The following is a 23,073-nucleotide window of genomic DNA, read 5'->3' as shown; positions in this document are numbered from 1 at the left end:
CGTCTGGGTCGGCCACACCCGGCCCTCAACCTTGCGTGGGGTTTCGGTGCCGGCCAGGCGTGGGTTGGTGGCTGCTTGGTGGTACGTGGGGTGGGCGGTCACCTTGCGCCTGGGTGTGGGGCGGGGTTCGCTGCCGCGTGGGGGTTCGGGTGGGTGCGTCGGTCGGGCGGGCCGGCTGGGTGGTGGGCTGGGCGGCAATTCCAGGCCGGTTGCGCGGGCTGGTGGGTGGGCCTGCGGGTGCCGGTAGGAAGCTTGCGTTCCTGCTGTCGGCGGGCGGTAGTTCTTCGCCGGTTACGAAAGGATCGCGCGAACCCTCTAACCCGCCGCTGCGGTCGACCAGAGCGCACGAGTTTTGCACGCCTTGGTGTGGCATGTCTCCCGCCACGCTGGCGACGTTCCCACCAAACACGGCACACCCAGCCGAGAGCCCGACACGGGGCTGATCATCACTACCCGAGCCACGACGTATCGAGTCACCGCCCGGTCGCACACCGAGCTCGGCGACTCAAGCTGCTTCGCTCGCTGGCTGCTGATCCCGACGCGGCCAGGCCGGCAATGAAGAGGGTACGAAGCTACGAGCAACCCGACCGGCACGTGGCGTACGAAGCGTCACCGCCAAGCGCAAAACTGCGCTCGATCAGCGGCAGAAGAGGGCGCTCATGGCGCATGAGGCGGGACGGTGCCGCGAGTCTCCTACGACGCAGGACGGGGCTCATCACCGGGCGGGTGCAGGTATGTGCGCGCCGCGATCAGGCCCGCGAGCGTCCTCGGTCCGGCCCGCCGGTGCAAGACGTCGATGGCTGCCCGCTCATTGGCATCCGGCAGTACCAACAAATCTTCCATGAACGAAACTTCCACGACGTTGCGTGTGTCGGGGTCTTCGCTGCCGTGCCGGACTTCGATGGCGCCCAGGAAGTCTGTGACGCCGCGGGTGTTCCCTGCCGCCACCGCGTCGACGAACCAGCGGCGGAGCTCGCGGGCGATCCACTCAGGACGGTATTGGCGCCACCAGGCAGAGGACGTGGCCGTCCGGATCGGTGAGTACTGACTGCCGCTCACCCCAGGGTTGGTCGGCCGGGGCATCGATGACCTCGGCACCAGCCTTCTCGGCCACAGCGGTGGCCGCGTCAACGTCCGATACGAGGAAGCTGACGGCGACACCGGCCAAGCCCGGCGTGGGCGGACGTTCGTGCAGCAGAACCTCCGTGTCGGAACCCGGGACGGCAAGCATCACCATCTCACTGGTGGAGTACTTCTCCGTCAGTCCCAGGCCATCCCGATAGAGCGCGAGCGCCCGCTCCCGGTCTGCCACCGACACGATGATCCGCCGCATCCCACGCACCGTCATGGTGGCACTTTAACGAACCAGTGGATCGTCCATCCGTGTTGGCATCCCCCCAAGGTCGGCCCCAGGAGGAAGAAGCCGCCGCCGGTACGGCACGTCCGCTTCTCGGCATGAGCGGGCACCGGCAAACTCAGGGGGGCTCACAGTACGTGACGGCCCTGCTGGCCGTTACGTATTTTCAGCGGCAGATCCGGCTATCGGGTCCACTTCTGGAAGGCGTTCGCTCGACTGGAAGATGAGGGGCATGTCAGAACGCCCGGTAACTCGTGGCCCGAACGACGATCCGTCGCTGTCCGACGACGACCTGATCAGCCGACGGACAGAGTGGTTCGCGGCATACACCTCACAGAAGAACGTGTTCGGGCCCCGACGAGGCGCTCCCTACACCTGCCCGTGCTGCGGCCATGCGACCTTGGCGGAGAGAGGTGTGTACGAAATCTGCGGCGAGTGCGGATGGGAGGACGACGGCCAGGACAACCACGACAGTCACGTCGTCCGAGGCGGTCCCAACGGTTCGGAGAGTTTGGACCAGGGGCGCAATCGATACGTACGAGGAGGTGGAGTCATGCATCCGCACCTGCCACCATCCGAAGCGGTTTGATGTGTCTCTTGGGGCAAGGCCGCCGGGGTAGGGCGCGGAGCCAGTCGAGCATTTCGACGAGGTCGAGGGTGGCTGGGAAGCGGCGCCCGACTTGTCGTAGCGGGTGTTCAGTCCGCGCCGGTGCTTGCGCTGGTTGAAGCCGTGTTCGACCTGGTTACAGCGCTTGTCAACGGCCGGGTTGAACGCGGGTGGCCGTCCGTCGTTGCGGCCTGTGGGGAGTCGGGTGGTGATCTGATCGCCCGGCTGCGGGATCGTCGTGGTGATGTGTTTGTCCCGTGACGCCTGCGGCCCCGGGCGGTGTGCATCTTCCAGGCCCCGTTGCGCTCCACGAGGTGACCGAAGAGTTGAAGTGCTTTCTGCGCGGCATATGCCAGCACGAGGGCATCCTTCTCCACGGAGTCGCTGCCGATGTCCAAATTCAGAGAGATTTTGGTGATCAGTTCGTCCGGCCCTGGTGGAAAAACGACGTCATGGAGCGCCGCGCCGGGAGTTACGTGAAAGTGCGACGCCCGGCCATTGAGATGATGAAGTCCTCCCGGTAGCCGGCAACGATCAGATCGAATTTATCCGGCGCCGTACGCCGTCCGACAATCACCGAAATGTCGTCCCGGCCGCTCATGTTGTGTCGGCCGGTGGCGGTCAGGTAACACGTGGAGCCAGTTTGATCGTTGCAACCCGACTGGTGTCCGGGCCGCTGTAGAAGGTGACGCCCGGCTGCGCTGATCAAGTCAGCGGTGATGATTCCCCTCAGATGGCTTCGTTTGTTGCCGGCAAATTCGTCTGCACGGGTCGGCAAAATCTGACGCAGAGGATTCAGGCGACCGTAGTAAGCCGGATCCTCAGGTCACTGTCCATCTGAGCCGGTACATCGTTCCATGCCACCCTCGCATTGTCCTCGGCGCAGGGCTGGAGGGCGACCCGCTTTCCGCGAACCTGATATGTGGAAATGGAGAGACTTCGCCGACTTCTCCGCGCGCGGGGTGGCTGATGCGGTTTGGGAAGGGACGGCGGTGGCAAGAGTGGAGGCATGGCGATCTGCAATCTGTGCCCGCCGGAAAAGCGGGACGTGCCCGATGACGAGATGACGAACCATCTGCGGGAGGTGCATCCCGAAGTGGCCGATGACGGGACTCGGCGGTCCGATGACAGTGCGATCGTGCCGGATGTGACTGAGGGCTAGCGGGGCTGCAGGGACGTGGTGGCGGCCCAGGACGCCAGCAGTGTGAGGGCGTGGGCGGTGGGGGAGTCGGGCTCGGCGGCGTACAGGGTCATGCGCAGGGTGGGGTCGGCCACCAGGGCCATGGTCTCGTAGGCCAGGTCGAGGTCGCCCACCACGTGGTGGTGGAAGTGTTTGACGCCGGTGCCGTGCAGGCGGACGTTGTGGGAGCCCCAGCGGCGGCGGAACTCGTCGCTTCGGGTGGAGAGCTCGCCGACCAGGTCGTGCATGGCCTTGTCGTGGGGGTCGACGCCGGCGGCGGTGCGCAGGTTGGCCACCGTCATGTCGGCGAACAGGTTCCAGTCGGGGTAGAAGCGGCGGGCCGCGCTGTCCAGGAACGTGAAGCGGGCGAAGTTCGGTGGGGTGGCCGGGTCCGCGTACAGGTCGCTGTGCATCGCTTTGCCCAGGTGGTTGGCGGCGATCAAATCGGCGCGGTGGTTCACCACGATCGCGGGGGCCGTGATGGTGTCGAGCGACCACTGGAGGCTGGGGCGCACGGCCGCCTGGCGTGGGCGGCGGCTCGGGCGCAGCAGGGCGCCGCTGCCGTTGGCCTCCTGGGCCAGGTGCAGCAGGTGGGCCCGCTCGGCGTCGTCGAGTTGCAGGGCGCGGGCGATGGCCTCCAGCACGCCGGCCGAGACGCCGGCCAGGGCGCCGCGTTCCAGCTTGGCGTAGTACTCGACGCTCATGCCGGCCAGCGCCGCCACCTCGCTGCGCCGCAAGCCGGGCACGCGCCGCTGGCCGGCGGCCGGGATCCCGGCCCGCTCCGGGGTGATCTTCGCCCGGCGCGAGGTGAGGAACTCGTGCACTTCGACTCGGTTGTTCACCCTTCGACGGTAGGACGCGGCGCGGGCCGGTGGGATGTACTGCTGGTACACCCTTCGGCAGGAACTCCCGCGAAAGGTTCGGGGCTGGTTGCCTGGAAGCATGCGAGGACGCGACGTCTTCGGCCTGGGTCTGCCGTTGGAGCGGGCCGCTGAGGGGTATCAGGCCAGGGACGAACGGCGCGCTGTGAACGCCGTGCCGCGTCCCTGACAATGTTGCTTGCAAAAGCAAACTAACAGAAGGAGTACGTCATCCTCACCGTCAACGCCATCGCCGCCCCGTCCGCCACCGAGCCGCTGGTGCGCACCACCGTCGAGCGGCGCGACCTGGGGCCGAAGGACATTCTGATCGAGATCCGGTACGCCGGGATCTGCCACTCGGACATCCACACCGTGCGCGGCGAGTGGGGCCCGGTGCCGTACCCGCTCACCGTCGGCCACGAGATCGTCGGCGTCGTCGCCGGCACCGGCGCCGAGGTCACCCGGCACGCCCAGGGCGACCGGGTCGGCGTCGGCTGCATGGTCAACTCGTGCCGGGAGTGCGAGAACTGCCAGGCCGGGCAGGAGCAGTACTGCCTCGACGGCAACACCGGCACGTACGCCGCCGTCGACCGCGACGGCACGATCACCCAGGGCGGTTACTCGACGCACGTCGTGGTGGACGAGGACTTCGTGCTGCGCGTGCCCGAGTCGATCCCGTACGAGAAGGCGGCGCCGCTGCTGTGCGCGGGCATCACCACGTACTCACCGCTGGCGCACTGGAACGCGGGGCCCGGCAAGAAGGTCGCCGTGGTCGGCCTCGGGGGCCTCGGCCACATGGCGGTGAAGATCGCCGTCGCGATGGGCGCCGACGTCACCGTCCTGTCGCAGACGCTGAGCAAGAAGGACGACGGGCTCGCGTTCGGGGCGAAGGGCTACTACGCGACCGGTGACCCGGCCACCTTCGAGACCCTGGCCAACAGCTTCGACCTGATCGTCAACACGGTCAGCGCCCCGATCGACATGGCCGCCCACCTGGGCCTGCTGCGCCTCGGCGGCACGCTGGTCAGCGTCGGCGCCCCGCCGGAGCCGCTGCCGGTGCAGGTGTTCAGCCTGTTCAACAACCGTCGTTCGTTCGCCGGCTCCAGCATCGGCTCCATCGCCGAGACCCAGGAGATGCTCGACTTCTGCGCCGAGCACGGGATCGCCCCGGAGATCGAGCTGATCGGCGCCGACGACGTCAACGAGGCGTACGAGCGGGTCCTGAAGTCCGATGTCCGCTACCGCTTCGTCATCGACATCGACACCCTCAAGGCATGACCACACTCGCCATCGTCGGCGCCGGGGAGGGGCTCGGCGCGGCCGTCGCGCGCCGCTTCGGCGCCGAGGGATTCAGTGTCGCGCTCCTCGCCCGCCGTCAGGACCGGCTCGACAAACTCGTGACCGATCTCAAAGACGTCAATTCCCGGGGGTACGCGGCCGACGTGCTCAACGCGGAAGAGCTGGCCTGGGCCCTGGAGCGGGCGGCGAACGACCTCGGGCCGATCGAGGTGTTGCAGTACAGCCCGCTGCCGCAGCGGCAATTCCTGAAACCGGTCCTGGAGACGACCGTGGAGGAGGCCCGGGAGGCTTTCGAGTTCTCGGTGGCCGGCCCGATGACCGCGGTGAACCAGGTGCTGCCGGGGATGCGGGAGCGCGGCCGCGGCTCGATCCTGTTCGTCAACGGCGGCAGCGGGGCCCGGCCCAACCCGAAGGTCGGGGGCACGTCGATCGCCTTCGCGGGCGAGGGGGCGTACGGGCAAATGCTCCATGAGACCCTCGGCGCCGAAGGCGTGCACGTCGGGCAGCTGATCATCCCCGGGGCGATCGAACCGGACGAGACGGCGGAACTCGCGGGCAAGCTGTGGCGGATGCACTGCGAGCGCGGCGAGTTCAGAGTCGTTCATACGAGGTGAACAGTTCGTAGTCCTTGTTCGGGCCGGTCGCGTGCCAATGCTCGGTGTAACTGTCCGGGCCGGTGACGCGGCCGGTCACGACGTAGGTGTCGGCGGCGCAGGGATGCTCGGCCGACCAGGCGTCGTCGCTGAGGTCGAGCAGGTAGAACGGGCGGCCGTCGGCGAACGTGACCTCCAGGCGGTGGCCGCCCCGGTCGTGGTAGCGCAACGACCTCGTGGCCGGGCCGCGATGGTCACCGTACGTCAATTCGCCCTGCTCGTGATATGACAGATCGTCGCCGAACTCGGCCGCGCCCGCGAAGGAACCCTCGACGCCGGCCCGGTGATCGACGATGCGCCGCCGCACCCGCCAGCGGCCGCGCAGGAACGCCGCCACCGAGTCGTCCCTATGATCTGCAGGCACCGTCACCCCTCGGAGGTTTTCATGACGCAGTCCGTCGCGCTCACCCGGCCCCGGCCGCTCGTCCTGGCCGACCTGGTCCCCGGCACGCTGGCCCGCGACGTCGCGCTGGTCGCCGGCGGCGCCGGCCTGATCGGCGTGCTGGCCCAGATCGCCGTGCACATTCCGGGCACCCCGGTTCCGATCACCGGCCAGACCCTGGGCGTCCTGCTCGTCGGCACGGCGTTCGGCATGCGCCGGGCGGCCGCCACCATCGCCCTGTACGCGGTGGCCGGTGTCCTCGGCGTGCCCTGGTTCTCCGACCACAGCAGCGGCTACTCCACGGCGTCGTTCGGCTACATCGTCGGCTTCCTCGCCGCCGCCACCCTCTGCGGCTGGCTGGCCGAGCGCGGGGCGGACCGCTCGGTGTGGCGCGCCGTTCCGGCCATGCTCGCCGGCGAGGTCCTGATCTACGGCATCGGCATGGCCTGGCTGGCCGTGGCGGCCGACCTGACCCTGAGCCAGACCATCAGCCAGGGCCTGACCCCGTTCCTGCTCGGCGACGCCATCAAGGCGGCCCTGGCGGCCGGTCTGCTCCCGGCGGTCTGGAAGTTGTCGCGTTCCTCCGGCGCTTCTTCGGCTTCGCGGTGAGCCCGCGGCCCTCGCGCGCGTAGAAGAAGAACATGAGACAGGGCGGGCGGCGAGTCGACCTCGTGCTCGGCCTGCTCCTGATCTCCGGCGTGCTGACCGGGATCGCGGCCGACACCATCGGCGTGAGATGGCCGCTCGACCTGATCCAGTTGCACGCCGCCGGGGCCCTGGCCATCCTGCTCCTGGCGCCCTGGAAGTACGTGGTGATCCGCCGCGGCCTGCGCAACCCGCGGCAGCGGCGGCCCACCAAGACCCTGTCGCTGGCCCTGCTGTTCTTCGTGCTGGTGACGATCGGCAGCGGCCTGCTGCACTCCACGGGCCGCGCCGAGCACGTCGGCCCGCTCACCTTGATGCAGATCCACGTCGGCGCCGCGGTCGGCGCGGTGCTCACGGTCGTGGCGCATTTCTTCGGTCACTGGGTACGCCCCCGGCGCACCGGCCTCGACCCCAGGGCACTGCTCCGCTTGACCGCGCTGGGCGCGGGCGCCGCGGTCGCGACGGCGGCCTGGGACACGTGGGCGGCGACCTCCCGCCGCTTCACCGGTTCCGTCCCCCCGCGACTCCCTGGAAGTCACGTCGTGGATCAACGACGGCATCCAGCGCGTCGACCAGGCGCGGTGGCGGCTTTCCATCGGATCGACGACCCTCGATTACGCCGACGTCCTGGCCCGGCCCCTCGAACGGTTCACGGCCACCCTCGACTGCACCAGCGGCTGGTACAGCATCCAGGAGTGGGAAGGCGTGCGACTTCGTGCTCTGCTGGAGAGGGCCGGCGTCACGGCGGGCGGCTGGCGCAGTGTCGAGGTTCGCTCGATCACCGGTTTCTCGCGCTGGTTCGGCGCCGGCACCCTCGACGACATCTGGCCGGTCACGGCCGTCGCCGGGCAGCCCCTGACGTACGGGCACGGCTTCCCGGCCCGGATCGCGGCCCCGAGCCGCCGCGGTTTCTGAGGGGTCAAATGGGTGACCTCGATCCAGCCCTTCTTCCCGGTCAGCTGAGCCGCGCTTGTCCGGGGTATGCCTAGCCCTACCCGCGAACGGGGCCTAGCACCAGTGCCCCTCCTCACCGAACCCGGAAGGCTGGACCGCGACACCAGCCCGGCCGAAGGAGACGAGGATGCAGCGGCGGACGATTCTGACCGGAACGGCGCTCGGGGTCGCGGCTCTGGGCCTGCCGCAGGCGGCCGAGGCCCGAAACCGGGCGTTGCTGGCCGTGCAGAACGTGACTGTCATCGACGCGCGTGGGGGTGTGCGGCGCGGCCATACCGTGCTGGTCCGGGGTGACCGCATCCTCGACGTGGCGCCCTCCGAGCGAGTGCCGGTGCCCACCGGGGCCACGCTCGTCGACGGCCGGGGGAAATTCCTCATTCCGGGCCTGGCCGACATGCACAGCCATGCCACCGGGATCGACGACACCGACCCCGAGCTGTACGTGGTCAACGGCGTCACGACCACACGCCAGATGTCGGGCGGTCAGCAGGCGCGGATCTGGCGGCGGCAGATCGCCGACGGCGAGCGTCTGGGTCCGCGATGGGTGATCGGGAGCCGGATCGTCGACGGGTCGCCGTCGCTGTGGGACGGGCTGGACCCCGACGGCGGGACGCACATCGCGGTCGCCGGCCCGGACGAGGCGCGGGCCGCCGTGCGGCGGGAGCACGCGGCGGGGGCGGCGTTCATCAAGACGTACTCGCGGTTGTCGCGGGAGTCTTTCCTGGCCGTGGCCGGCGAGTGCCGCATGCTCGGCCTGCCGTTCCTCGGGCACGTGCCCGACGTGGTGCCGCTCACCGAGGCCAGCGATCGCGGCCTGCGGACCGTCGAGCATCTGTTCACCGTGTGGTACGACACGTCGTCCGAGGAGGAGCGGCTGCGCCGGGCCGTGGCGGCCGTGCCGATCGGGCCGGGCGACTACAACGGGTGGTTCAACCGGATGCACCCGCTGGAGTACGCGGCGGCACGCACCTACGACCGTCGCCGGGCCGCGCGGGTCTTCCACCGGCTCGCCGCCAACGACACCTACGTCACGCCGACGCTGGTGCTGCACGAGACCAACGACATGCCGGAGGCGATCGACCGGCACGACCCGCGCTACCGCTACGTCAGCGCCGACATGATCGGCTACTGGGACTGGACCCTGGAGAGCCTCTATCTGCCCGGCCGCGACCCGCGCCGGGTGGCCGAGTCGGCGGAGATCTTCCGGCGGCGGCTGCGCCTCACCGCCGACCTGGCCGCGGCCGGGGTGCCGCTGATGGCGGGCACCGACCTCGGCACCACGTACCTCATGCCGGGCTTCAGCCTCCACGACGAGCTCGAACTGCTGGTCCGCGCGGGCCTGACGCCGATACAGGCGCTGGCCGCCGCCACGCTGAACCCGGCCCGCTACCTCGGCCGGCGAGACCTGGGCGTCGTCGCCCCCGGCGCGGTCGCCGACCTGGTCCTGCTCGACGCCGACCCGCTGCGCGACATCCGCAACACGACCCGCGTCAACAGCGTCGTCGTCCGGGGCGCCCTCATCGACCCCGCCCGCCGCCGCCGGATGCTCGCGGGCATCGAAACGGAGGTGAGAACGCTCCGGCCGGCTGCCGCCGTCGCCTATAAGCCCTGCCCCTGCTGAGCGGAGCCGCCATCGGCGAAGAAGTCGCGAAGGGCCGTCGCCATCAACTCGGGGGCGAGGCTGGGGGCGAAATGCGACTGGCCGGGCCAGCTGACCCGGCGGGCGTGGGGCAGCGCGGCGGCCAGGGCGTCGATGGTGGCCGGCATCGGGTCCCAGGTGTCGGCGCCCTGCAGGATCAGGGTGGGGATGGCCGGGTTCGCCACGAAGGCGGGGCTGTCGTCGGCGAGTGCTTCGAGGTCGTGCAACCAGCCGAGTTCGGCGGCCGGGTTGCGGGTGGGCGGGCCGAACGCGGCGGCGATTCGGCGCGGCACCTGAGTGACCTCGTTCAGCACGGCGAACATGCCGGCGTGGTCGTCACGGTCGAAGCAGTCCCGGTAGCGGTCGAGCAGTGGTGCGATCCGTGGCCCGGAGGCGAACAGCGGCGGCTCGAACACCGTCAGCGTGCGCAGCGCGGGCGGCGTTGCCGGCCCGGCCGGCGACAACGGCGCGGCGGCGGTGTGCAGGGCGAGGGTGGCGCCGTAGGAGGCGCCGACGAGGTGGGCGGGGCGGGCTACGGCGACGAGGACGGCCGTTACGTCGGCAACCTCCTGCTGGAAGGACTTGCGGCCCGGGGGGAGGTCGCTGGGGGCGTAGCCGCGCCGGGCCGGGATCCACAGCTCGTACGAGTCGGCCAGGTGGGCTATCAGGGGGTCCCAGCTGTGCAAGCCGCCGCCGGAGCCGTGCAGCAGGACTATCGGGTCGCCGGTGCCCTCGCGGCGGACCGTCAAGCGGGTGCCGTCGGCCGAGCGTACGTCAATCGTGGTCATGGGTTTCCTTCGCGGAAAGCAGGGTGTGCAGGTCGGTGACGATGCTGGTGAACGACGTGTCGAGGGTGCGGGGGTGGCCGAAACCGCCGGCCGCCTCGAGCGTGGCGAAGCCGTGCAGGGTGCTGCGGACCAGGCGGATCGCGTCGGTCAGGGCCGGCTCCGGCAAGCCGTAGCCGCGCAGGGTGGCGTAGCTCAGGTCGATCAGGCGCAGGTGGCCCGGCGAGTTCAGGCCGATCTCGGGTGGCAGCTGGAGGTTCGTGGCCGCGTACTGGCCGGGGTGGGTCACCGCGAACGCCCGGTAGGCGGCGGCGAAACCGCCCAGGGCGTCCCGGCCGGAACGGCCCGCCACCGCCAGCGACAAGCGGTCGGCGAACAGGGCCGCGGCCCGGACGGCGACCTGGTGCAGCAGCGCCTCCCGGTTGCGGACATGGCCGTACAGGCTGGCGTCGGCCACGCCGAAATGGCGGGCTACCGCCGCCACCGTCAGCCGGTCGAGACCGATCGCGTCGGCCATCTCGGCGGCCGCCGCGACGACACGGTCGGTGGTCAGGCCCTGCCGTGGCATCACGTGATCCTTGGGGGTCCTGTTTCAAACCTAGGAACCCTAGGATAGCGAACGAGGTATGAATGGGAACGATGAAGACACGGGCCGGGCGCATCTACGACGACGTGACCACCGATGACGGGGCCGCGCGGGTGCTCGTCGACCGGCTCTGGCCCCGTGGGGTCAGTAAGGACCGGGCCGCGCTCGACGAGTGGTGCAAGTCGGTCGCACCCAGCCCTGAGCTGCGCAAATGGTATGGGCACGCGCCGGAGAAGTTCGCCGAGTTCCGGCGGCGCTACGAGGCGGAGCTCGGTGGCGGCGAGCAGGCCGAGGCGCTGGCGCATCTGCGTGAGCTCGCGCGGAGCCGGCCGCTTCTGCTGCTCACGGCCAGCAAGGACGTCGCGATCAGTGAGGCCGCCGTGCTGGCCGAGGTGATAGGTGTCGCAAACGTCTCTCGCCGGGGACCCGGCGACGGCGCGCAGACGTGATGACATGGAATGAGGTCAACCCAGCAATGGCAGGAGGGCGCATGTCGTCACGGACGGATCTCGTCGAAGATCTGATGGGCCGTTTCCCGCACATCCCGCGCGAAGCGGTCATCAAGGAGGACCTGCTGCGTGGCGGGCTGGCCTTCGACGACTCCGCGCTGACCGACAACGAGGGCGGCGACGTCAAGCCGAAGTCGTACTTCATCTTCTCGTTCGACCACCGGACGCTGCCGGAACTCGGCACCGCGGCCCTGCGGCGGCCGCCCGAGGAGATCGTGCTGACCGGCGGGCCGTACGGGCTTCGCCGCACCGTTGTCTCGGTCCGCACCAATCCCGATTCGCCGTACAAGGTGCAGGCCGGCGAGGACGGGAAGCTCCAGCTGTTCCTCGACGGCAAGCCGATCGCCGACGTCGGTGTGCCGCCCATGCCGGACTACTACCGGCACACGCTGGCCAACGGCAAGCAGGTCATGGAGGTGGCGCCGACGATCCAGTGGGGCTACCTCGTCTACCTGACCGTCTTCCGCGTCTGCCAGTACTTCGGCGCCAAGGAGGAGTGCCAGTACTGCGACATCAACCACAACTGGCGCCAGCACAAGGCGGCCGGACGCCCGTACACCGGTGTCAAGCCGGTCGAAGAGGTCCTTGAGGCCCTCGAGATCATCGACAAGTACGACACGGCGAAGACCTCGCACGCGTACACCCTCACCGGTGGCAGCGTCACCTCGAAGGTCGACGGGCTCGAGGAGGCCGACTTCTACGGCCGGTACGCCGAGGCGATCGAGGACCGGTTCCCCGGGCGCTGGATCGGCAAGGTCGTGGCCCAGGCGCTGCCGCGGGAGGACGTGCAGCGGTTCAAGGACTACGGCATCCAGATCTACCACCCCAACTTCGAGGTGTGGGACAAGCGGCTGTTCGAGCTCTACTGTCCCGGCAAGGAGCGCTACGTGGGCCGCGCCGAGTGGCACCGCCGCATCCTCGAGTCGGCCGAGGTGTTCGGGCCGCGCAACGTCATCCCGAACTTCGTGGCCGGCGTCGAGATGGCCGAGCCGTACGGCTTCCGCAGCGTCGACGAGGCGATCGAGTCGACCACCGAGGGCCTGCAGTACTTCATGTCGCGCGGCATCACCCCGCGCTTCACCACGTGGTGCCCGGAACCCACGACCCCCCTGGGCCGGACGAATCCGCAGGGCGCCCCGCTGGAGTACCACATCCGGCTGCTCGAGGCCTACCGCGCCACCATGGAGTCCAACGGCCTGTCCAGCCCGCCCGGCTACGGCCCGCCCGGCGCCGGCAACGCGGTCTTCTCGGTCAGCTCCTTCATGGACACCCTGCCGGCCGAGACCCCGATCGAGGAGTGAGGAACCGGGGGCCGGCGTCGAGCCGGCCCCCGATCTCCTAACCGGCCGGGACGGGGCCGAGGCTGTCACGATCGGCTCGGCCATGCGGTCCTAGCAGGCATGGAACCCACTTTCGCCACCGACATCCGGCCTTTGTTCCGGGAGAAGGACCGCAACTCGATGCTCTTCATGTTCGACCTGTGGTCGGCCGAGGACGTGCGGGAGCACGCGGAGAGCATCTTCCAGGTGGTGGCCCGCGGCAGCATGCCGTGCGACGGCGCCTGGCCCGAGGAGAACACGCTGCTGCTGCGCCGCTGGATCGACGGAGGCGCCCGTCCGTGAGTGGCGCCGTTGCACTACCCTGACCAGGCGTTCGGTGGGGGAGGCGGCACATGGAGACGGCCACGGCGATCTATCTCGCGATCGGTGCGGTCGGCGTCGTCGTGCTGGCGCTTTCCCTGCTCGGCGGTGAACTGCTCAGCATTCTGCACGTCGGCGACGGGCCGGTGTCGCTCGAGGTCGTCGCCGGTTTCGTCGGCGCGTTCGGGTTCGCCAGCGCGATCATGGCGGAGCTGTCCGGCCGCGCCGTACTGGCCCCGGTCGCCGGTCTCGCCGCCGCCGTGCCCACCGCCTGGCTGGCCCTGCGCCTCGGCCGCGCCGCCCGCACCATGCCGACCGACGCCACACCGCGCCGGCAGGACCTGGTGGGCGCGCTCGGCGTCATAGTCACGGCCGTGCCCAGCGGTACCGGGTACGGCGAGGTGCGGGTCCTGCTGGGCGGGCAACCCGTCAAGCTGTACGCCCGGGCCGAGCACCCGATCCCGGCCGGCGCCCAGGTCTTCGTGGTCGAGGCGCCCTCGGACACCAGCGTCGTCGTGGAACAGACCCTGCAGATCGACCCTCACACCCCTGGAAAGGCCTAGATGTCACCTCTGCTCATCGCCGTCGGCGGTGCCGTGCTGCTCATCATTCTCGTGGTCCTGTTCGTGCTGTCGCGAATCAAGGTGGCCGGCCCGAACGAGGCGTTCATCATCACCGGCCGCAAGGGCCGCGTGACCCAGTCCGCCGACGGCACCAACACCACCGACCTGTCCGGGCAGAAGGTCGTCATGGGCGCCTCGGTGTTCGTCCTGCCGGTCGTGCAGAAGCTCCAGTCGCTCGACCTGTCCAGCCGCCGCATCGACGTCGGCATCAAGGGCGCCGTCTCCAAGCAGGGCATCCGGGCCGACCTGCACGGCGTGGCGATCGTCAAGGTGGGCGGCAACGAAGGCGCGATCCGGGCCGCCGCGCAGCGCTTCCTGCACCAGCAGGCCGAGATCGAGGAGTTCACCCGCGAGGTGCTCGCGGGCGCGCTGCGCTCGATCGTCGGCCGGCTCACGGTCGAGGAGATCATCCGCGACCGGGCCGCGTTCGCCAGCGCGGTGGCCGAGGAGGCCGAGCACTCGATGACCAACCAGGGTCTGGTGCTCGATACCTTCCAGCTCCAGGACATCCTGGCCGAGGGCTCGTACCTGCAGGACCTGGGCCGTCCCGAGGCGGCCCGCGTGCTCAAGGACGCCGCCATCGCCGAGGCCCGCGCCCGCCAGCAGGCCGAGCAGGAGCGCCTGCTGGCCGAGGAAGCCATCGCCGAGGCGCAGCGCAACCTGTCGCTCAAGCAGGCCGGCATCCAGGCCGAGATCGACGCGGCCAAGGCCAAGTCGGCCGCGGCCGGCCCGCTGGCCCAGGCCGAGCGCGACCAGGCGGTTCTGGCCGAGCAGCAGAAGGTGGCCGAGCGCAACGCCGAGCTCAAGCAGCGCCAGCTCGACACCGAGGTCCGCAAGCCGGCCGACGCCCAGCGGTACAAGGTCGAGCAGGAGGCCGAGGCCAACCGGGCCGCGGCCGTGCTGCACGCCGACGCGCAGCGGCAGTCCGTCATCGCGGCCGCGCAGGCCTCGGCCGAGCAGGCTCGCCTGACCGGTGAGGGCGAGCGGGCCCGCCGGGCGGCGCTGGCCGAGGCGAACGCGATCGAGGGCGCCAAGGAGGGTGAGGCGGAACAGCGCCGGCGCTCCGCGATCGCCGAGGCCGTCGAGCGCGAGGGTGCCGCCGAGGCGGCGGCGATCCTGGCCAAGGGTGGCGCCGAGGCGGAGGCCATGGCCAAGAAGGCCGAGGCGTTCGCGGCGTACGGCGAAGCGGCCGTCCTGGACCTGCTCGTCCGCGTCCTGCCGCAGGTCGTCGAGGCGGCCGCGGCCCCGATGGGCTCGATCGACAAGATGACCGTCATCTCCACCGACGGCGCGTCCTCGCTGACCAAGTCGGTGGCCAACAACGTGGCCCAGGGCCTCCAGCTCGGCACCGACCTGACCGGCATCGATCTGGCCGGCCTGCTCAGCAAGCTCGGCGCCACGCACGGCGCCGCCCCGGCCGCCAACGGCAAACCGGCCGAACTGGAAGCCGACCGCTGACCTTCGGTGAGGGGGCCGGGCGCGGCCCCCTCACCGGACGGTCTCAGCTGTAGTTCAGCGAGAAGCTGTTGGTGGTGAACGCGGACTGGCCGGCGGTGCCGGTCAGTTCGAAGCCGAACTGGAGTTCGCCGACCGTCACGTCGCCCCACCAGTTGTTGGTGCGCAGCCAGTTCATGATGGCGAGGATGTCGATGGTGGCCGCGTCGGTGTTGGTGCGCACGAACGAGTAGACGGCGTTGGCGCCGTTCGAGCCGCGGTAGACGTTCCAGGTGTGGCCCCCGACCGTCAGGTTGCGGACCGTGGGGACGGCGCCGTTGGCGTCGTACGACTCGGCGATCGGGCCTACCGCGCCGTGCTGGTTGGTCCAGAGCATGACCTCGTAGGCGTGGTTGTCGGCCCAGATGTCGTACGCCGTGGTGTAGTCGCCGTCGGCCGGCACGCTCACGTTGAACGAGCTGGTCACCGAGGACAGCGAGCTCAGCCTCCGGTTCAGGGTCTTGCCGGTGTTCGGGTACGACTTGACGCCGCTGGTGCGCGGGTGGTTGGCCAGCACGCCCCAGTTCGTGCCGCCGCGGGCCCAGATCGTCTGGGTGCCGGCGCCGGAACCCCAGATGTTGTTGTAGAGCGTGTAGCCGTTGTTGGTCCACGACGCCCACTGGCCCGAGTCGACCCAGGCCGCGTCCGAGGGGACGCCACCGGGCGTGGTGGGCGTGGTCGGCGTGGTCGGGGGCACCGAGCCGGTGCAGGCCGTGCCGTTGAGGGTGAACGCCGTCGGGGCCGTGTTGGTGCCGGTCGACGAGCCGTTGAAGCCGAACGAGACGGTCCCGTTGGTGCCGACGCCGCCGTTGTAGCCGGCGTTGCGCGCGGTGACCTGCGCGCCCGACTGGGTCAGGGCGGTGTTCCAGGCCTGGGTGACGGTCTGGCCGTTGGCGTACGACCACACGAGCGACCACGAGGTGATCGGGTCGCCCAGGTTGGTGATGGTGACGGTGGCGCCGAAGCCGCCGGGCCACTGGCTGCTGACGGTGTAACCGACCCGGCATCCGGCCGCCGCCGAGGCGGGGAGGGCGACCGCCGCGGTGATCGCGGTGGCCGCCGCCAGGGAGAGCGCGAGGGTGCGTTTCCGCATGTCGATCCAATCCACACATCGTCGAAGCGCTTCGACCGGTGGCGGCGATTACTTCGACAGTTATCGATGGGTTGACGGCATGGTAGGCCCTTGGGAGCGCTCCCGTCGACTTGCAACGTTGGAAACGGCGTTGTAGGTCATAGGTATGACGACTTCCATCGATGCGACGGCGGGCGAGCGGGCCCGGGCCGCCATCTACGACGAGGGCATCACGGCGCTGAAAGGCGCGTTCAGCACGACCTGGGCCGACGCCATGCGCGAGGACATCGAGACGGCGTTCGCCGAGGCCCGGTCGCGCGAGGGTGGCGCGGTCGGCCGCGGACCCAGACGCTGGTACGTGGAGATCCACCCCGAGCAGCTGCGCGGCTTCGTGGAGCTGGTCAGCCACCCGTGGGTCGACGCCGTCGCCACGGCCGTGCTCGGGCCGGACTACCGGATCGTGGAGCTGGGCTTCGACATCCCGTTCCCGGGCGCGGTCAACCAGCCGTGGCACCGCGACTTCCCGATGCCCGAGGTGACCCGCCGTGCGGGCCGGCTCGACTCGCTCGCCTTCAACCTCACCGCCGTGGACACCACCGAGGAGATGGGGCCGTTCGAGATCGCGCCCGGTACTCAGTTCGACGACGAGCCCGACTTCGGCCACGGCATGTTCCCGCCCAAGTCGCACTACGAGCGCTACAACGAGCGGGCCGTACGCAAATATCCGCAGCGGGGCGACATCTCGGCCCGGTCGGCGCTGACCATCCACCGGGGCACCAAGAACCACTCGCAGCTGTCGCGGCCGGTGCTCGTGCTGGGCGTCGACGCGCCGGACGCGACGAACAGCGACAAGCACGATCTGGCGGTCACGAAGGCGTACTGGGAGGGACTGCCCGAGGCCGTACGACGGCATCTGAGCTGCCCGATCGTCGACCGGCTGACGCCCATCACGCAGAAGCACACGATCGAAGGGCTGGTCATGGGGGAGGCCTGAGCCCGCCTGTCACCTTGGACACATAGCCGTCACTTCCCGTTTCCCGCCTGTAACGTTGAACGCTGCCCCGGGCGGTTCAGCGTCGTGCGCCTGGCCGACAAAGCCCGTTGTGGTGGAGATGGAGCACACGCCCGGTGACAGTGACGACCGACCCGCGTCTGATCGACCTTCCCGAGATCGCATTCGCGCCGGAGGCTCCGGCGCTGTTCCACTCCCGCTCCACCCCGGTGCGGCGCACGCTGCTCGACATCTTCGACGCGACAGTGCAGGCACACGGCGGGGCCGACGCGATCGACGCCGGCGGATCGGTGCTCACTTACCGTGAGCTGGCCGAGCTGGTCGAGGCGGTGCGGATCGACCTCGAGGGGCACGGAATCGGGGCCGGCGACCGGGTCGGCATCCGGGTCTCCTCCGGTACGGCGGAGCTCTACCTCGCCATTCTCGGCGTGCTGGCCGCGGGCGCGGCCTACGTGCCGGTCGACGCCGACGACCCGGACGAGCGGGCCGAGCTGGTCTGGGCCGAGGCGGGGGTGGCGGCGGTGCTCGGCGACGGGCTGAGCGTGTCCATGCGCCGTACCCCCCAGCAAGCCGTCGCCCGACGGCCCGGGCCGAACGACGACGCCTGGATCATCTTCACCTCCGGCTCCACCGGCACGCCGAAAGGCGTCGCCGTCTCGCACGCCTCGGCCGCCGCGTTCGTCGACGCCGAGGCGCGGCTGTTCCTGGCCGGCGATGACGCCGAAGCGATCGGGCCGCACGACCGCGTCCTGGCCGGGCTGTCGGTGGCCTTCGACGCCTCCTGCGAGGAGATGTGGCTCGCCTGGCGGCACGGCGCCTGCCTGGTGCCGGCCGCCCGCTCGCTCGTGCGCAGCGGCGTCGACCTCGGCCCGTGGCTGGCCGAGCAGCGCATCACCGTCGTCTCGACAGTGCCCACGCTGGCCGCGCTCTGGCCGGCCGAGGCGCTCGACGAGGTCCGCCTGCTGATCTTCGGCGGCGAGGCGTGCCCGCCCGAGCTGGCCGAGCGGCTGGCCGTCGAGGGGCGCGAGGTCTGGAACACGTACGGGCCGACCGAGGCGACCGTCGTGGCCTGCGCGGCCCCGCTGACCGGCGAGGGACCCGTGCGCATCGGGCTGCCGCTCGACGGCTGGGAGCTGGCCGTGGTCGACGCGTCCGGGCAGCCGGTCGAGATGGGCGAGACCGGCGAGCTGGTCATCGGCGGTGTCGGCCTGGCCCGCTACCTCGACGAGGCCAAGGACGCCGAGAAGTTCGCGCCGCTGCTGTCGCTGGGCTGGTCGCGGGCCTACCGCAGCGGTGACATCGTGCGGGCCGAACCCGAGGGCCTGATCTTCCTGGGCCGCGGCGACGAGCAGGTCAAGCTCGGTGGCCGCCGGATCGAACTGGGCGAGGTCGACGCGGCGCTGCAGGCGCTGCCCGGCGTGGCCGGCGCGGCCGCCGCCATCAAGAAGACCGCCGCCGGCAACCAGCTGCTGGTCGGCTACGTGGTGCCGCGCGAGGAATTCGATCTCGCCGCCGCCACCGCCCGCATCCGCGAGCAGCTGCCGGCCGCTCTCGTGCCGCTGCTGGCCGAGGTGGACACGCTTCCGACCCGTACCTCCGGAAAGGTCGACCGGGCGGCCCTGCCGTGGCCCCTGGCCGGCGCCGCGGCCGACGGCGCGGAACTCACCCCGACCGAGGCGTGGCTGGCCGACGGCTGGGAGCAGATCCTGGGCCTGCGGCCGTCCGAGTCCGGCGCCGACTTCTTCAGCAGCGGCGGCAGCAGCCTCGGCGCGGCCCAGCTGGTGGCCTGGATCCGGCTCAAGCACCCGCGGATCGCGGTGGCCGACGTCTACCAGAACCCGCGGCTGTCCGAGATGGCGGCGGTGCTCGACGCGCTGGTCGCCACCCAGACCGTGCGCCGCGACATCAAGCCGGCGCCGCGCCGGACCGGGCTGTTCCAGGCGCTGCTCATGATCCCGATGCTGGCCCTGGTCGGCCTGCGGTGGCTCACCATCGCGGCCACCCTGCTCGCGCTGACCCCGTGGGGCCCGTCGATCCACTGGTGGTGGATCGCGGCCGGCTGGCTGGTCCTGTTCAGCCCGGCCGGGCGCATCGCCATCGCGGCCGGCGGGGCGCGGCTGCTGCTGCGCGGCGTCGGCAAGGGCACGTACCCGCGCGGTGGCGGCGTCCACCTGCGGCTGTGGGCGGCCGAGCGGCTGGCCGAGCTCACCGGCGCGACCGGTGTCGCCGGCGCCGGCTGGATGATCACGTACGCCAAGGCGCTCGGCAACCAGATCGGGCGCGACGTCGACCTGCACTCGGCGCCGCCGGTGACCGGCCTGCTCAAGCTGGGCCGGGGCGCGGCCGTGGAACCCGAGGTCGACCTGTCGGGCTATTGGGTCGACGGCGATGTCGTACGGGTCGGGAAGGTCCGCATCGGCGCCGGCGCTCGCGTCGGCGGCCGCAGCACGCTGATGCCCGGCGCCCGGATCGGCAAGGGCGCGCACATCGACGCCGGCTCGACGGTGACCGGCGCGGTGCCCGCGAACAAGCGGTGGGCGGGATCGCCGGCCGCGCCGGCGCCGGCCAAGGACGGGGCGGCCTGGCCGTCGCAGCGTCCCCCGCGCCGCTCGCGGCTGTGGGTGGGCGTGTACAGCGTGACCGCTCAGCTGCTGGGCCTGCTCCCGGTGGTCGCCGTGCTGCCGGCGCTCGCGCTGCTCGGCTGGACGGTGAGGGACGGGTTCGACCTCGGCGCGGCCCTGCTGATGGCCCCGGTCGCGGCTGTCGCGTACTTCCTGACGTACGCCGTCCTCGTGCTCGTGACCGTCCGGCTTCTCAGCGTGGGGATCCGGGAGGGGTATCACCCGGTGCGGGGCCGGGTGGCCTGGCAGGTGTGGACCACCGAGCGGCTGATGGGCATGGCCCGGATCGCGCTCTTCCCGATCTACGCCAGCCTGTTCACGCCGGTGTGGCTGCGGCTGCTCGGCGCCAAGATCGGCCGCAACGCGGAGCTGTCCACGGTGCTGGCGCTGCCGAAGATGACGACCGTCGAGGACGGCGCGTTCCTGGCCGACGACACGATGGTGGCCACCTACGAGCTGAGCCACGGCTGGCTGCGCGTCGCGCCGGCCCGCATCGGCAAGCAGGCGTTCCTCGGCAACTCGGGCATGGCGTTGCCGGGACGGTCCGTACCCAAACGCGGTCTCGTCGGTGTGTTGTCGTCGGCCCCGCGCAAGGCGAAGAAGGGCTCGTCGTGGCTCGGCGCCCCGCCGATGCCGCTGCGCCGGACCGTCGAGTCGGGCGACGCCAGCCGTACGTACGCGCCGCCCCTCCGTTTGAAGATCGCCCGCGCGGCCATCGAGCTGTGCCGGATCATCCCGGTGATGCTGGCCGGCGTGCTGGCCGTGCTGGTGCTGGCCGGTCTCGACCAGATCTGGCGGGCCACGAACGGCTGGGTGACGGCGGCTCTCGCCGGTCCGGTGCTGTTCGGCGCGGTGATCGTGGCCGCGCTGACCGCCACCCTGGCCAAGTGGCTGCTGGTCGGCCGGTTCAAGGTCACCGAGCACGCGCTGTGGACGTCGTTCGTCTGGCGCAACGAGCTGGCCGACACGTTCGTCGAGGTCCTGGCCGCGCCCTGGCTGTTCCGCTTCGCGGCCGGCACCCCGCTGCTCAACATCTGGCTGCGCACCCTCGGTGCCACGATCGGCCGGGGTGCGTGGCTCGAGACCTATTGGCTTCCGGAGTACGACCTGGTGCGCCTGGGCGAGGGCGCGACGGTCAACCGGGGGTGCGTCGTGCAGACCCACCTGTTCCATGATCGGATCATGGCCATGGACGAGGTCACTCTGGACGCGGGCGCCACACTCGGCCCGCACGGCATCGTGCTGCCCGGCGCGAGCATCGGCGCCCGCACCACTGTCGGCCCCGGTTCGCTGGTCACCCGCGGCGACGCCGTGCCCGACGACAGCCGGTGGCTGGGCAACCCGATCGCGACCTGGCAATGACGCCTGCGGGCGCCGACCGTTCGACCGACTCGTACCTGCCCACGCACGGCAACGGCGGGTACCGGGTGCTCCACTACGACCTGGAGCTCGACTACCGGGTCGTCTCGAACCGGCTCGCCGGGAAGGCGACGATCACGGCGCAGGCCGTGCAGCCGCTTTCCCGGTTCAGCCTGGACCTGGGCGTCTTCCGGGTCCAGGACGTCCGGGTCGACGGTCATCGGGTTGCGTGGACCCATCGCTCCGGAAAAATCCGGATCAAACCCGACAAATCAATCAGCTATGGCGTCATTTTCAAAATCGAGGTCAGGTACGCGGGTTCGCCCGTCCCGATCTCGGGGCGCTGGGGCGACATCGGGTGGGACGAGCTGACCGACGGCGCCCTGGTGGCCAGCCAGCCGAACGGGGCGCCGTCCTGGTTCCCGTGCAACGACCGCCTCGAGAAGGCCACCTTCCTGGTCACGCTGACCGCGCCGACCCCGTACACGGTCGTGGCGACCGGTGACCTGGTCTCCCGCCGCCGCGGCGCGGGCAACACCACGTGGGTGTACGAACGCAACGAGCCCACCGCGCCGTACCTGATGAGCGTGCAGGTGGGCCGCTACGAGCTGCTCGAGATGGCCTCGGGCGACGTGGTGCAGCGGGCGGCGATCCCACCCCGCCTGCGCACCGTGTTCCGCCACGACTTCGGCCGGCACGGCGAGATCATGAACGTGCTCACCGACATGTTCGGCCCCTACCCCTTCCGCGAGTACGTCGTGGTGGTGGCCGACGACGACCTGGACGACCCGATCGAGGCCCAGGGCATGGCGGTCTTCGGCCGCAACCACGTCGACGGCCGGCGCACGTACGAGCGGCTGGTCGCCCACGAGCTGGCCCACCAGTGGTTCGGCAACAGCCTGACAGTCGCCGACTGGAAGCACATCTGGCTGAACGAGGGCTTCGCGACGTACGCCGAGTGGCTGTGGTCCGACGTGTCGGGCGGCCCGTCGATCGAGGCCCTGGCCGCCCAGTGGCACGCCACGCTGGCGGCCCGCCCGTTCGACGTCGTGGTCTCGGACCCCGGGGTGGCCCGCATGTTCGACCCGATCGTCTACAAGCGGGGCGCCCTGACGTTGCACGCCCTCCGCCTGCGGGTGGGCGACGCGGCATTCTTCGCGCTGCTGCGCTCCTGGGTCGCCGAACACCACCACGCCACGGTGACGACGGCGCAGTTCCGCTCCCACGCCCAGCGCTTCACCACCGAGCCGCTGGGCCCGCTCTTCACGGCCTGGCTCGACCAGCGGGCCCTGCCCCCGCTACCCACCCGCTGAATCCCGGACCTTCCGCACGTGGGTGGTGCCCGCGTCGAGCGGTGTGCCATCCGTGCTGGTGGGGATGAGGTCGGCCAGGGGGCGGTCGTCGCTGTCGAGCAGGACGGAGTGCGTTTCACCGGGCTTGAACGCGTGACGCTCACCCCACTGACGCAGGCCGACGATGACGGTGAACAGGTCACGCCCGGCGTCGGTGAGCACGTATTCCTGACGGCGGCCCGAGGGCGCGGTCCGCTGCGCGAGGATGCCGTGAGCGGTAAGCCGGCGGAGCCGGTCGGTGAGGATGTTGCGGGCGATGCCGGTCCGCCGCTGGAACTCGGTGAATGAGTGCGCCCCGTCCATGGCGTCGCGGACCACGAGCAGGCTCCAGCGGTCGCCGACGATATCGGCGGTCCGTGCGACGGGGCAGTCCGGGTCGGTCCAGTCCATGTGGGTCCGGTCCATGTCGGTCCGGTCCATGTCGCCTCCCAGTTCGGTTGCGGA

The 23,073-nt window shown here is 70.6% G+C and carries 23 protein-coding genes; 15 read left to right on the top strand and 8 right to left on the bottom strand.

Annotated elements, in window-relative coordinates; all coding sequences use genetic code 11:
* Nucleotides 1–693 precede the first annotated feature (693 nt).
* Nucleotides 694–1,059, bottom strand: coding sequence for a hypothetical protein (locus ACGFJ7_RS20670; RefSeq protein ID WP_392643159.1), 366 nt, complete (start codon nucleotides 1,057–1,059; stop codon nucleotides 694–696).
* On the bottom strand, nucleotides 989–1,348 hold the full coding sequence (locus ACGFJ7_RS20665) for a VOC family protein (RefSeq protein WP_392643157.1): 360 nt from the start codon (nucleotides 1,346–1,348) through the stop codon (nucleotides 989–991). Before ACGFJ7_RS20665 ends, ACGFJ7_RS20670 begins: the two co-directional genes overlap by 71 nt.
* A gap of 232 nt (nucleotides 1,349–1,580) precedes the next feature.
* Between ACGFJ7_RS20665 and ACGFJ7_RS20660 the strand changes: the two genes are divergently transcribed.
* Nucleotides 1,581–1,946 carry a CPCC family cysteine-rich protein gene (locus ACGFJ7_RS20660; RefSeq protein ID WP_392643155.1) on the top strand — a complete coding sequence of 122 codons (366 nt, stop codon included), beginning with the start codon at nucleotides 1,581–1,583 and terminating at the stop codon, nucleotides 1,944–1,946.
* A gap of 1,027 nt (nucleotides 1,947–2,973) precedes the next feature.
* Nucleotides 2,974–3,126: a hypothetical protein gene (locus ACGFJ7_RS20655; RefSeq protein ID WP_360251611.1), complete on the top strand. Its 153-nt coding sequence runs from the start codon at nucleotides 2,974–2,976 to the stop codon at nucleotides 3,124–3,126.
* On the opposite strand, the gene ACGFJ7_RS20650 is transcribed toward ACGFJ7_RS20655, so the two are convergent.
* Entirely contained in the window at nucleotides 3,123–3,986 is an 864-nt protein-coding gene (locus ACGFJ7_RS20650) for a helix-turn-helix transcriptional regulator (protein WP_360251608.1), read from the bottom strand. The two genes, ACGFJ7_RS20655 and ACGFJ7_RS20650, sit on opposite strands and share 4 nt — an antisense overlap.
* A 249-nt stretch (nucleotides 3,987–4,235) precedes the next feature.
* Here ACGFJ7_RS20650 and ACGFJ7_RS20645 point away from each other — a divergent pair, with 249 nt between their 5' ends.
* Nucleotides 4,236–5,282 carry an NAD(P)-dependent alcohol dehydrogenase gene (locus tag ACGFJ7_RS20645; protein WP_360251661.1) on the top strand — a complete coding sequence of 349 codons (1,047 nt, stop codon included), beginning with the start codon at nucleotides 4,236–4,238 and terminating at the stop codon, nucleotides 5,280–5,282.
* On the top strand, nucleotides 5,279–5,917 hold the full coding sequence (locus tag ACGFJ7_RS20640; RefSeq protein WP_392643153.1) for an SDR family NAD(P)-dependent oxidoreductase: 639 nt from the start codon (nucleotides 5,279–5,281) through the stop codon (nucleotides 5,915–5,917). Before ACGFJ7_RS20645 ends, ACGFJ7_RS20640 begins: the two co-directional genes overlap by 4 nt.
* Here the strand turns inward: ACGFJ7_RS20640 and ACGFJ7_RS20635 are convergent.
* The gene (locus ACGFJ7_RS20635; RefSeq protein ID WP_392643151.1) at nucleotides 5,895–6,320 is read right to left on the bottom strand and encodes a DUF6314 family protein; all 426 of its coding nucleotides are present in this window, start codon (nucleotides 6,318–6,320) and stop codon (nucleotides 5,895–5,897) included. The two genes, ACGFJ7_RS20640 and ACGFJ7_RS20635, sit on opposite strands and share 23 nt — an antisense overlap.
* Before the next feature lie 21 nt (nucleotides 6,321–6,341).
* Between ACGFJ7_RS20635 and ACGFJ7_RS20630 the strand changes: the two genes are divergently transcribed.
* The 3 genes from ACGFJ7_RS20630 (at nucleotide 6,342) to ACGFJ7_RS20620 (ending at nucleotide 9,558) form a co-directional block, all read left to right on the top strand.
* On the top strand, nucleotides 6,342–6,947 hold the full coding sequence (locus tag ACGFJ7_RS20630) for a biotin transporter BioY (RefSeq protein WP_360251599.1): 606 nt from the start codon (nucleotides 6,342–6,344) through the stop codon (nucleotides 6,945–6,947).
* Between the two features lie 564 nt (nucleotides 6,948–7,511).
* Entirely contained in the window at nucleotides 7,512–7,898 is a 387-nt protein-coding gene (locus tag ACGFJ7_RS20625; RefSeq protein WP_392643182.1) for a molybdopterin-dependent oxidoreductase, read from the top strand.
* A gap of 166 nt (nucleotides 7,899–8,064) precedes the next feature.
* Nucleotides 8,065–9,558 (top strand): amidohydrolase family protein, encoded by a 1,494-nt coding sequence (locus ACGFJ7_RS20620; protein ID WP_360251590.1) that lies wholly within the window; start codon nucleotides 8,065–8,067, stop codon nucleotides 9,556–9,558.
* Here the strand turns inward: ACGFJ7_RS20620 and ACGFJ7_RS20615 are convergent.
* Both ACGFJ7_RS20615 and ACGFJ7_RS20610 read right to left on the bottom strand, forming a co-directional pair.
* Nucleotides 9,537–10,364 carry an alpha/beta fold hydrolase gene (locus tag ACGFJ7_RS20615; protein WP_392643149.1) on the bottom strand — a complete coding sequence of 276 codons (828 nt, stop codon included), beginning with the start codon at nucleotides 10,362–10,364 and terminating at the stop codon, nucleotides 9,537–9,539. The two genes, ACGFJ7_RS20620 and ACGFJ7_RS20615, sit on opposite strands and share 22 nt — an antisense overlap.
* Nucleotides 10,351–10,929, bottom strand: a complete 579-nt coding sequence (locus ACGFJ7_RS20610) for a WHG domain-containing protein (RefSeq protein WP_392643147.1) — start codon at nucleotides 10,927–10,929, stop codon at nucleotides 10,351–10,353. Before ACGFJ7_RS20610 ends, ACGFJ7_RS20615 begins: the two co-directional genes overlap by 14 nt.
* Before the next feature lie 71 nt (nucleotides 10,930–11,000).
* Between ACGFJ7_RS20610 and ACGFJ7_RS20605 the strand changes: the two genes are divergently transcribed.
* The 5 genes from ACGFJ7_RS20605 to ACGFJ7_RS20585 all read left to right on the top strand — a co-directional run bounded on the left by ACGFJ7_RS20605 (nucleotide 11,001) and on the right by ACGFJ7_RS20585 (nucleotide 15,177).
* Nucleotides 11,001–11,396 (top strand): DUF488 family protein, encoded by a 396-nt coding sequence (locus ACGFJ7_RS20605; RefSeq protein ID WP_360251581.1) that lies wholly within the window; start codon nucleotides 11,001–11,003, stop codon nucleotides 11,394–11,396.
* A 41-nt stretch (nucleotides 11,397–11,437) separates the two neighbouring features.
* A complete protein-coding gene (locus ACGFJ7_RS20600; protein ID WP_360251578.1) occupies nucleotides 11,438–12,757 on the top strand; it encodes a radical SAM protein in 1,320 nt (439 codons plus the stop codon).
* 99 nt (nucleotides 12,758–12,856) lie between these two features.
* A complete protein-coding gene (locus ACGFJ7_RS20595) occupies nucleotides 12,857–13,078 on the top strand; it encodes a hypothetical protein (protein WP_360251575.1) in 222 nt (73 codons plus the stop codon).
* A gap of 50 nt (nucleotides 13,079–13,128) precedes the next feature.
* Nucleotides 13,129–13,659, top strand: coding sequence for an NfeD family protein (locus tag ACGFJ7_RS20590; RefSeq protein ID WP_392643144.1), 531 nt, complete (start codon nucleotides 13,129–13,131; stop codon nucleotides 13,657–13,659).
* Nucleotides 13,660–15,177 carry an SPFH domain-containing protein gene (locus tag ACGFJ7_RS20585; protein ID WP_360251569.1) on the top strand — a complete coding sequence of 506 codons (1,518 nt, stop codon included), beginning with the start codon at nucleotides 13,660–13,662 and terminating at the stop codon, nucleotides 15,175–15,177.
* Between the two features lie 43 nt (nucleotides 15,178–15,220).
* Here the strand turns inward: ACGFJ7_RS20585 and ACGFJ7_RS20580 are convergent, their stop codons facing one another.
* Nucleotides 15,221–16,306 carry a cellulose binding domain-containing protein gene (locus ACGFJ7_RS20580; protein WP_360251566.1) on the bottom strand — a complete coding sequence of 362 codons (1,086 nt, stop codon included), beginning with the start codon at nucleotides 16,304–16,306 and terminating at the stop codon, nucleotides 15,221–15,223.
* A gap of 145 nt (nucleotides 16,307–16,451) precedes the next feature.
* On the opposite strand from ACGFJ7_RS20580, the gene ACGFJ7_RS20575 reads away from it, so the two are divergent.
* The 3 genes from ACGFJ7_RS20575 (at nucleotide 16,452) to ACGFJ7_RS20565 (ending at nucleotide 22,590) form a co-directional block, all read left to right on the top strand.
* On the top strand, nucleotides 16,452–17,279 hold the full coding sequence (locus ACGFJ7_RS20575) for a phytanoyl-CoA dioxygenase family protein (RefSeq protein WP_392643142.1): 828 nt from the start codon (nucleotides 16,452–16,454) through the stop codon (nucleotides 17,277–17,279).
* Nucleotides 17,280–17,413: 134 nt separating this feature from the next.
* Nucleotides 17,414–21,280: a Pls/PosA family non-ribosomal peptide synthetase gene (locus ACGFJ7_RS20570; RefSeq protein WP_392643140.1), complete on the top strand. Its 3,867-nt coding sequence runs from the start codon at nucleotides 17,414–17,416 to the stop codon at nucleotides 21,278–21,280.
* Nucleotides 21,277–22,590 (top strand): M1 family metallopeptidase, encoded by a 1,314-nt coding sequence (locus tag ACGFJ7_RS20565; protein WP_360251557.1) that lies wholly within the window; start codon nucleotides 21,277–21,279, stop codon nucleotides 22,588–22,590. Before ACGFJ7_RS20570 ends, ACGFJ7_RS20565 begins: the two co-directional genes overlap by 4 nt.
* Here the strand turns inward: ACGFJ7_RS20565 and ACGFJ7_RS20560 are convergent.
* The gene (locus tag ACGFJ7_RS20560) at nucleotides 22,576–23,049 is read right to left on the bottom strand and encodes a winged helix-turn-helix transcriptional regulator (protein ID WP_392643138.1); all 474 of its coding nucleotides are present in this window, start codon (nucleotides 23,047–23,049) and stop codon (nucleotides 22,576–22,578) included. The two genes, ACGFJ7_RS20565 and ACGFJ7_RS20560, sit on opposite strands and share 15 nt — an antisense overlap.
* Nucleotides 23,050–23,073: the final 24 nt, after the last annotated feature.

It is taken from the genome of Actinoplanes sp. NPDC048988 (assembly GCF_043197815.1).
GTDB lineage: Bacteria > Actinomycetota > Actinomycetes > Mycobacteriales > Micromonosporaceae > Actinoplanes.
The sequence above is the reverse complement of the archived record's forward strand: the minus strand, read 5'-3'. Positions and strand labels throughout refer to the sequence as shown.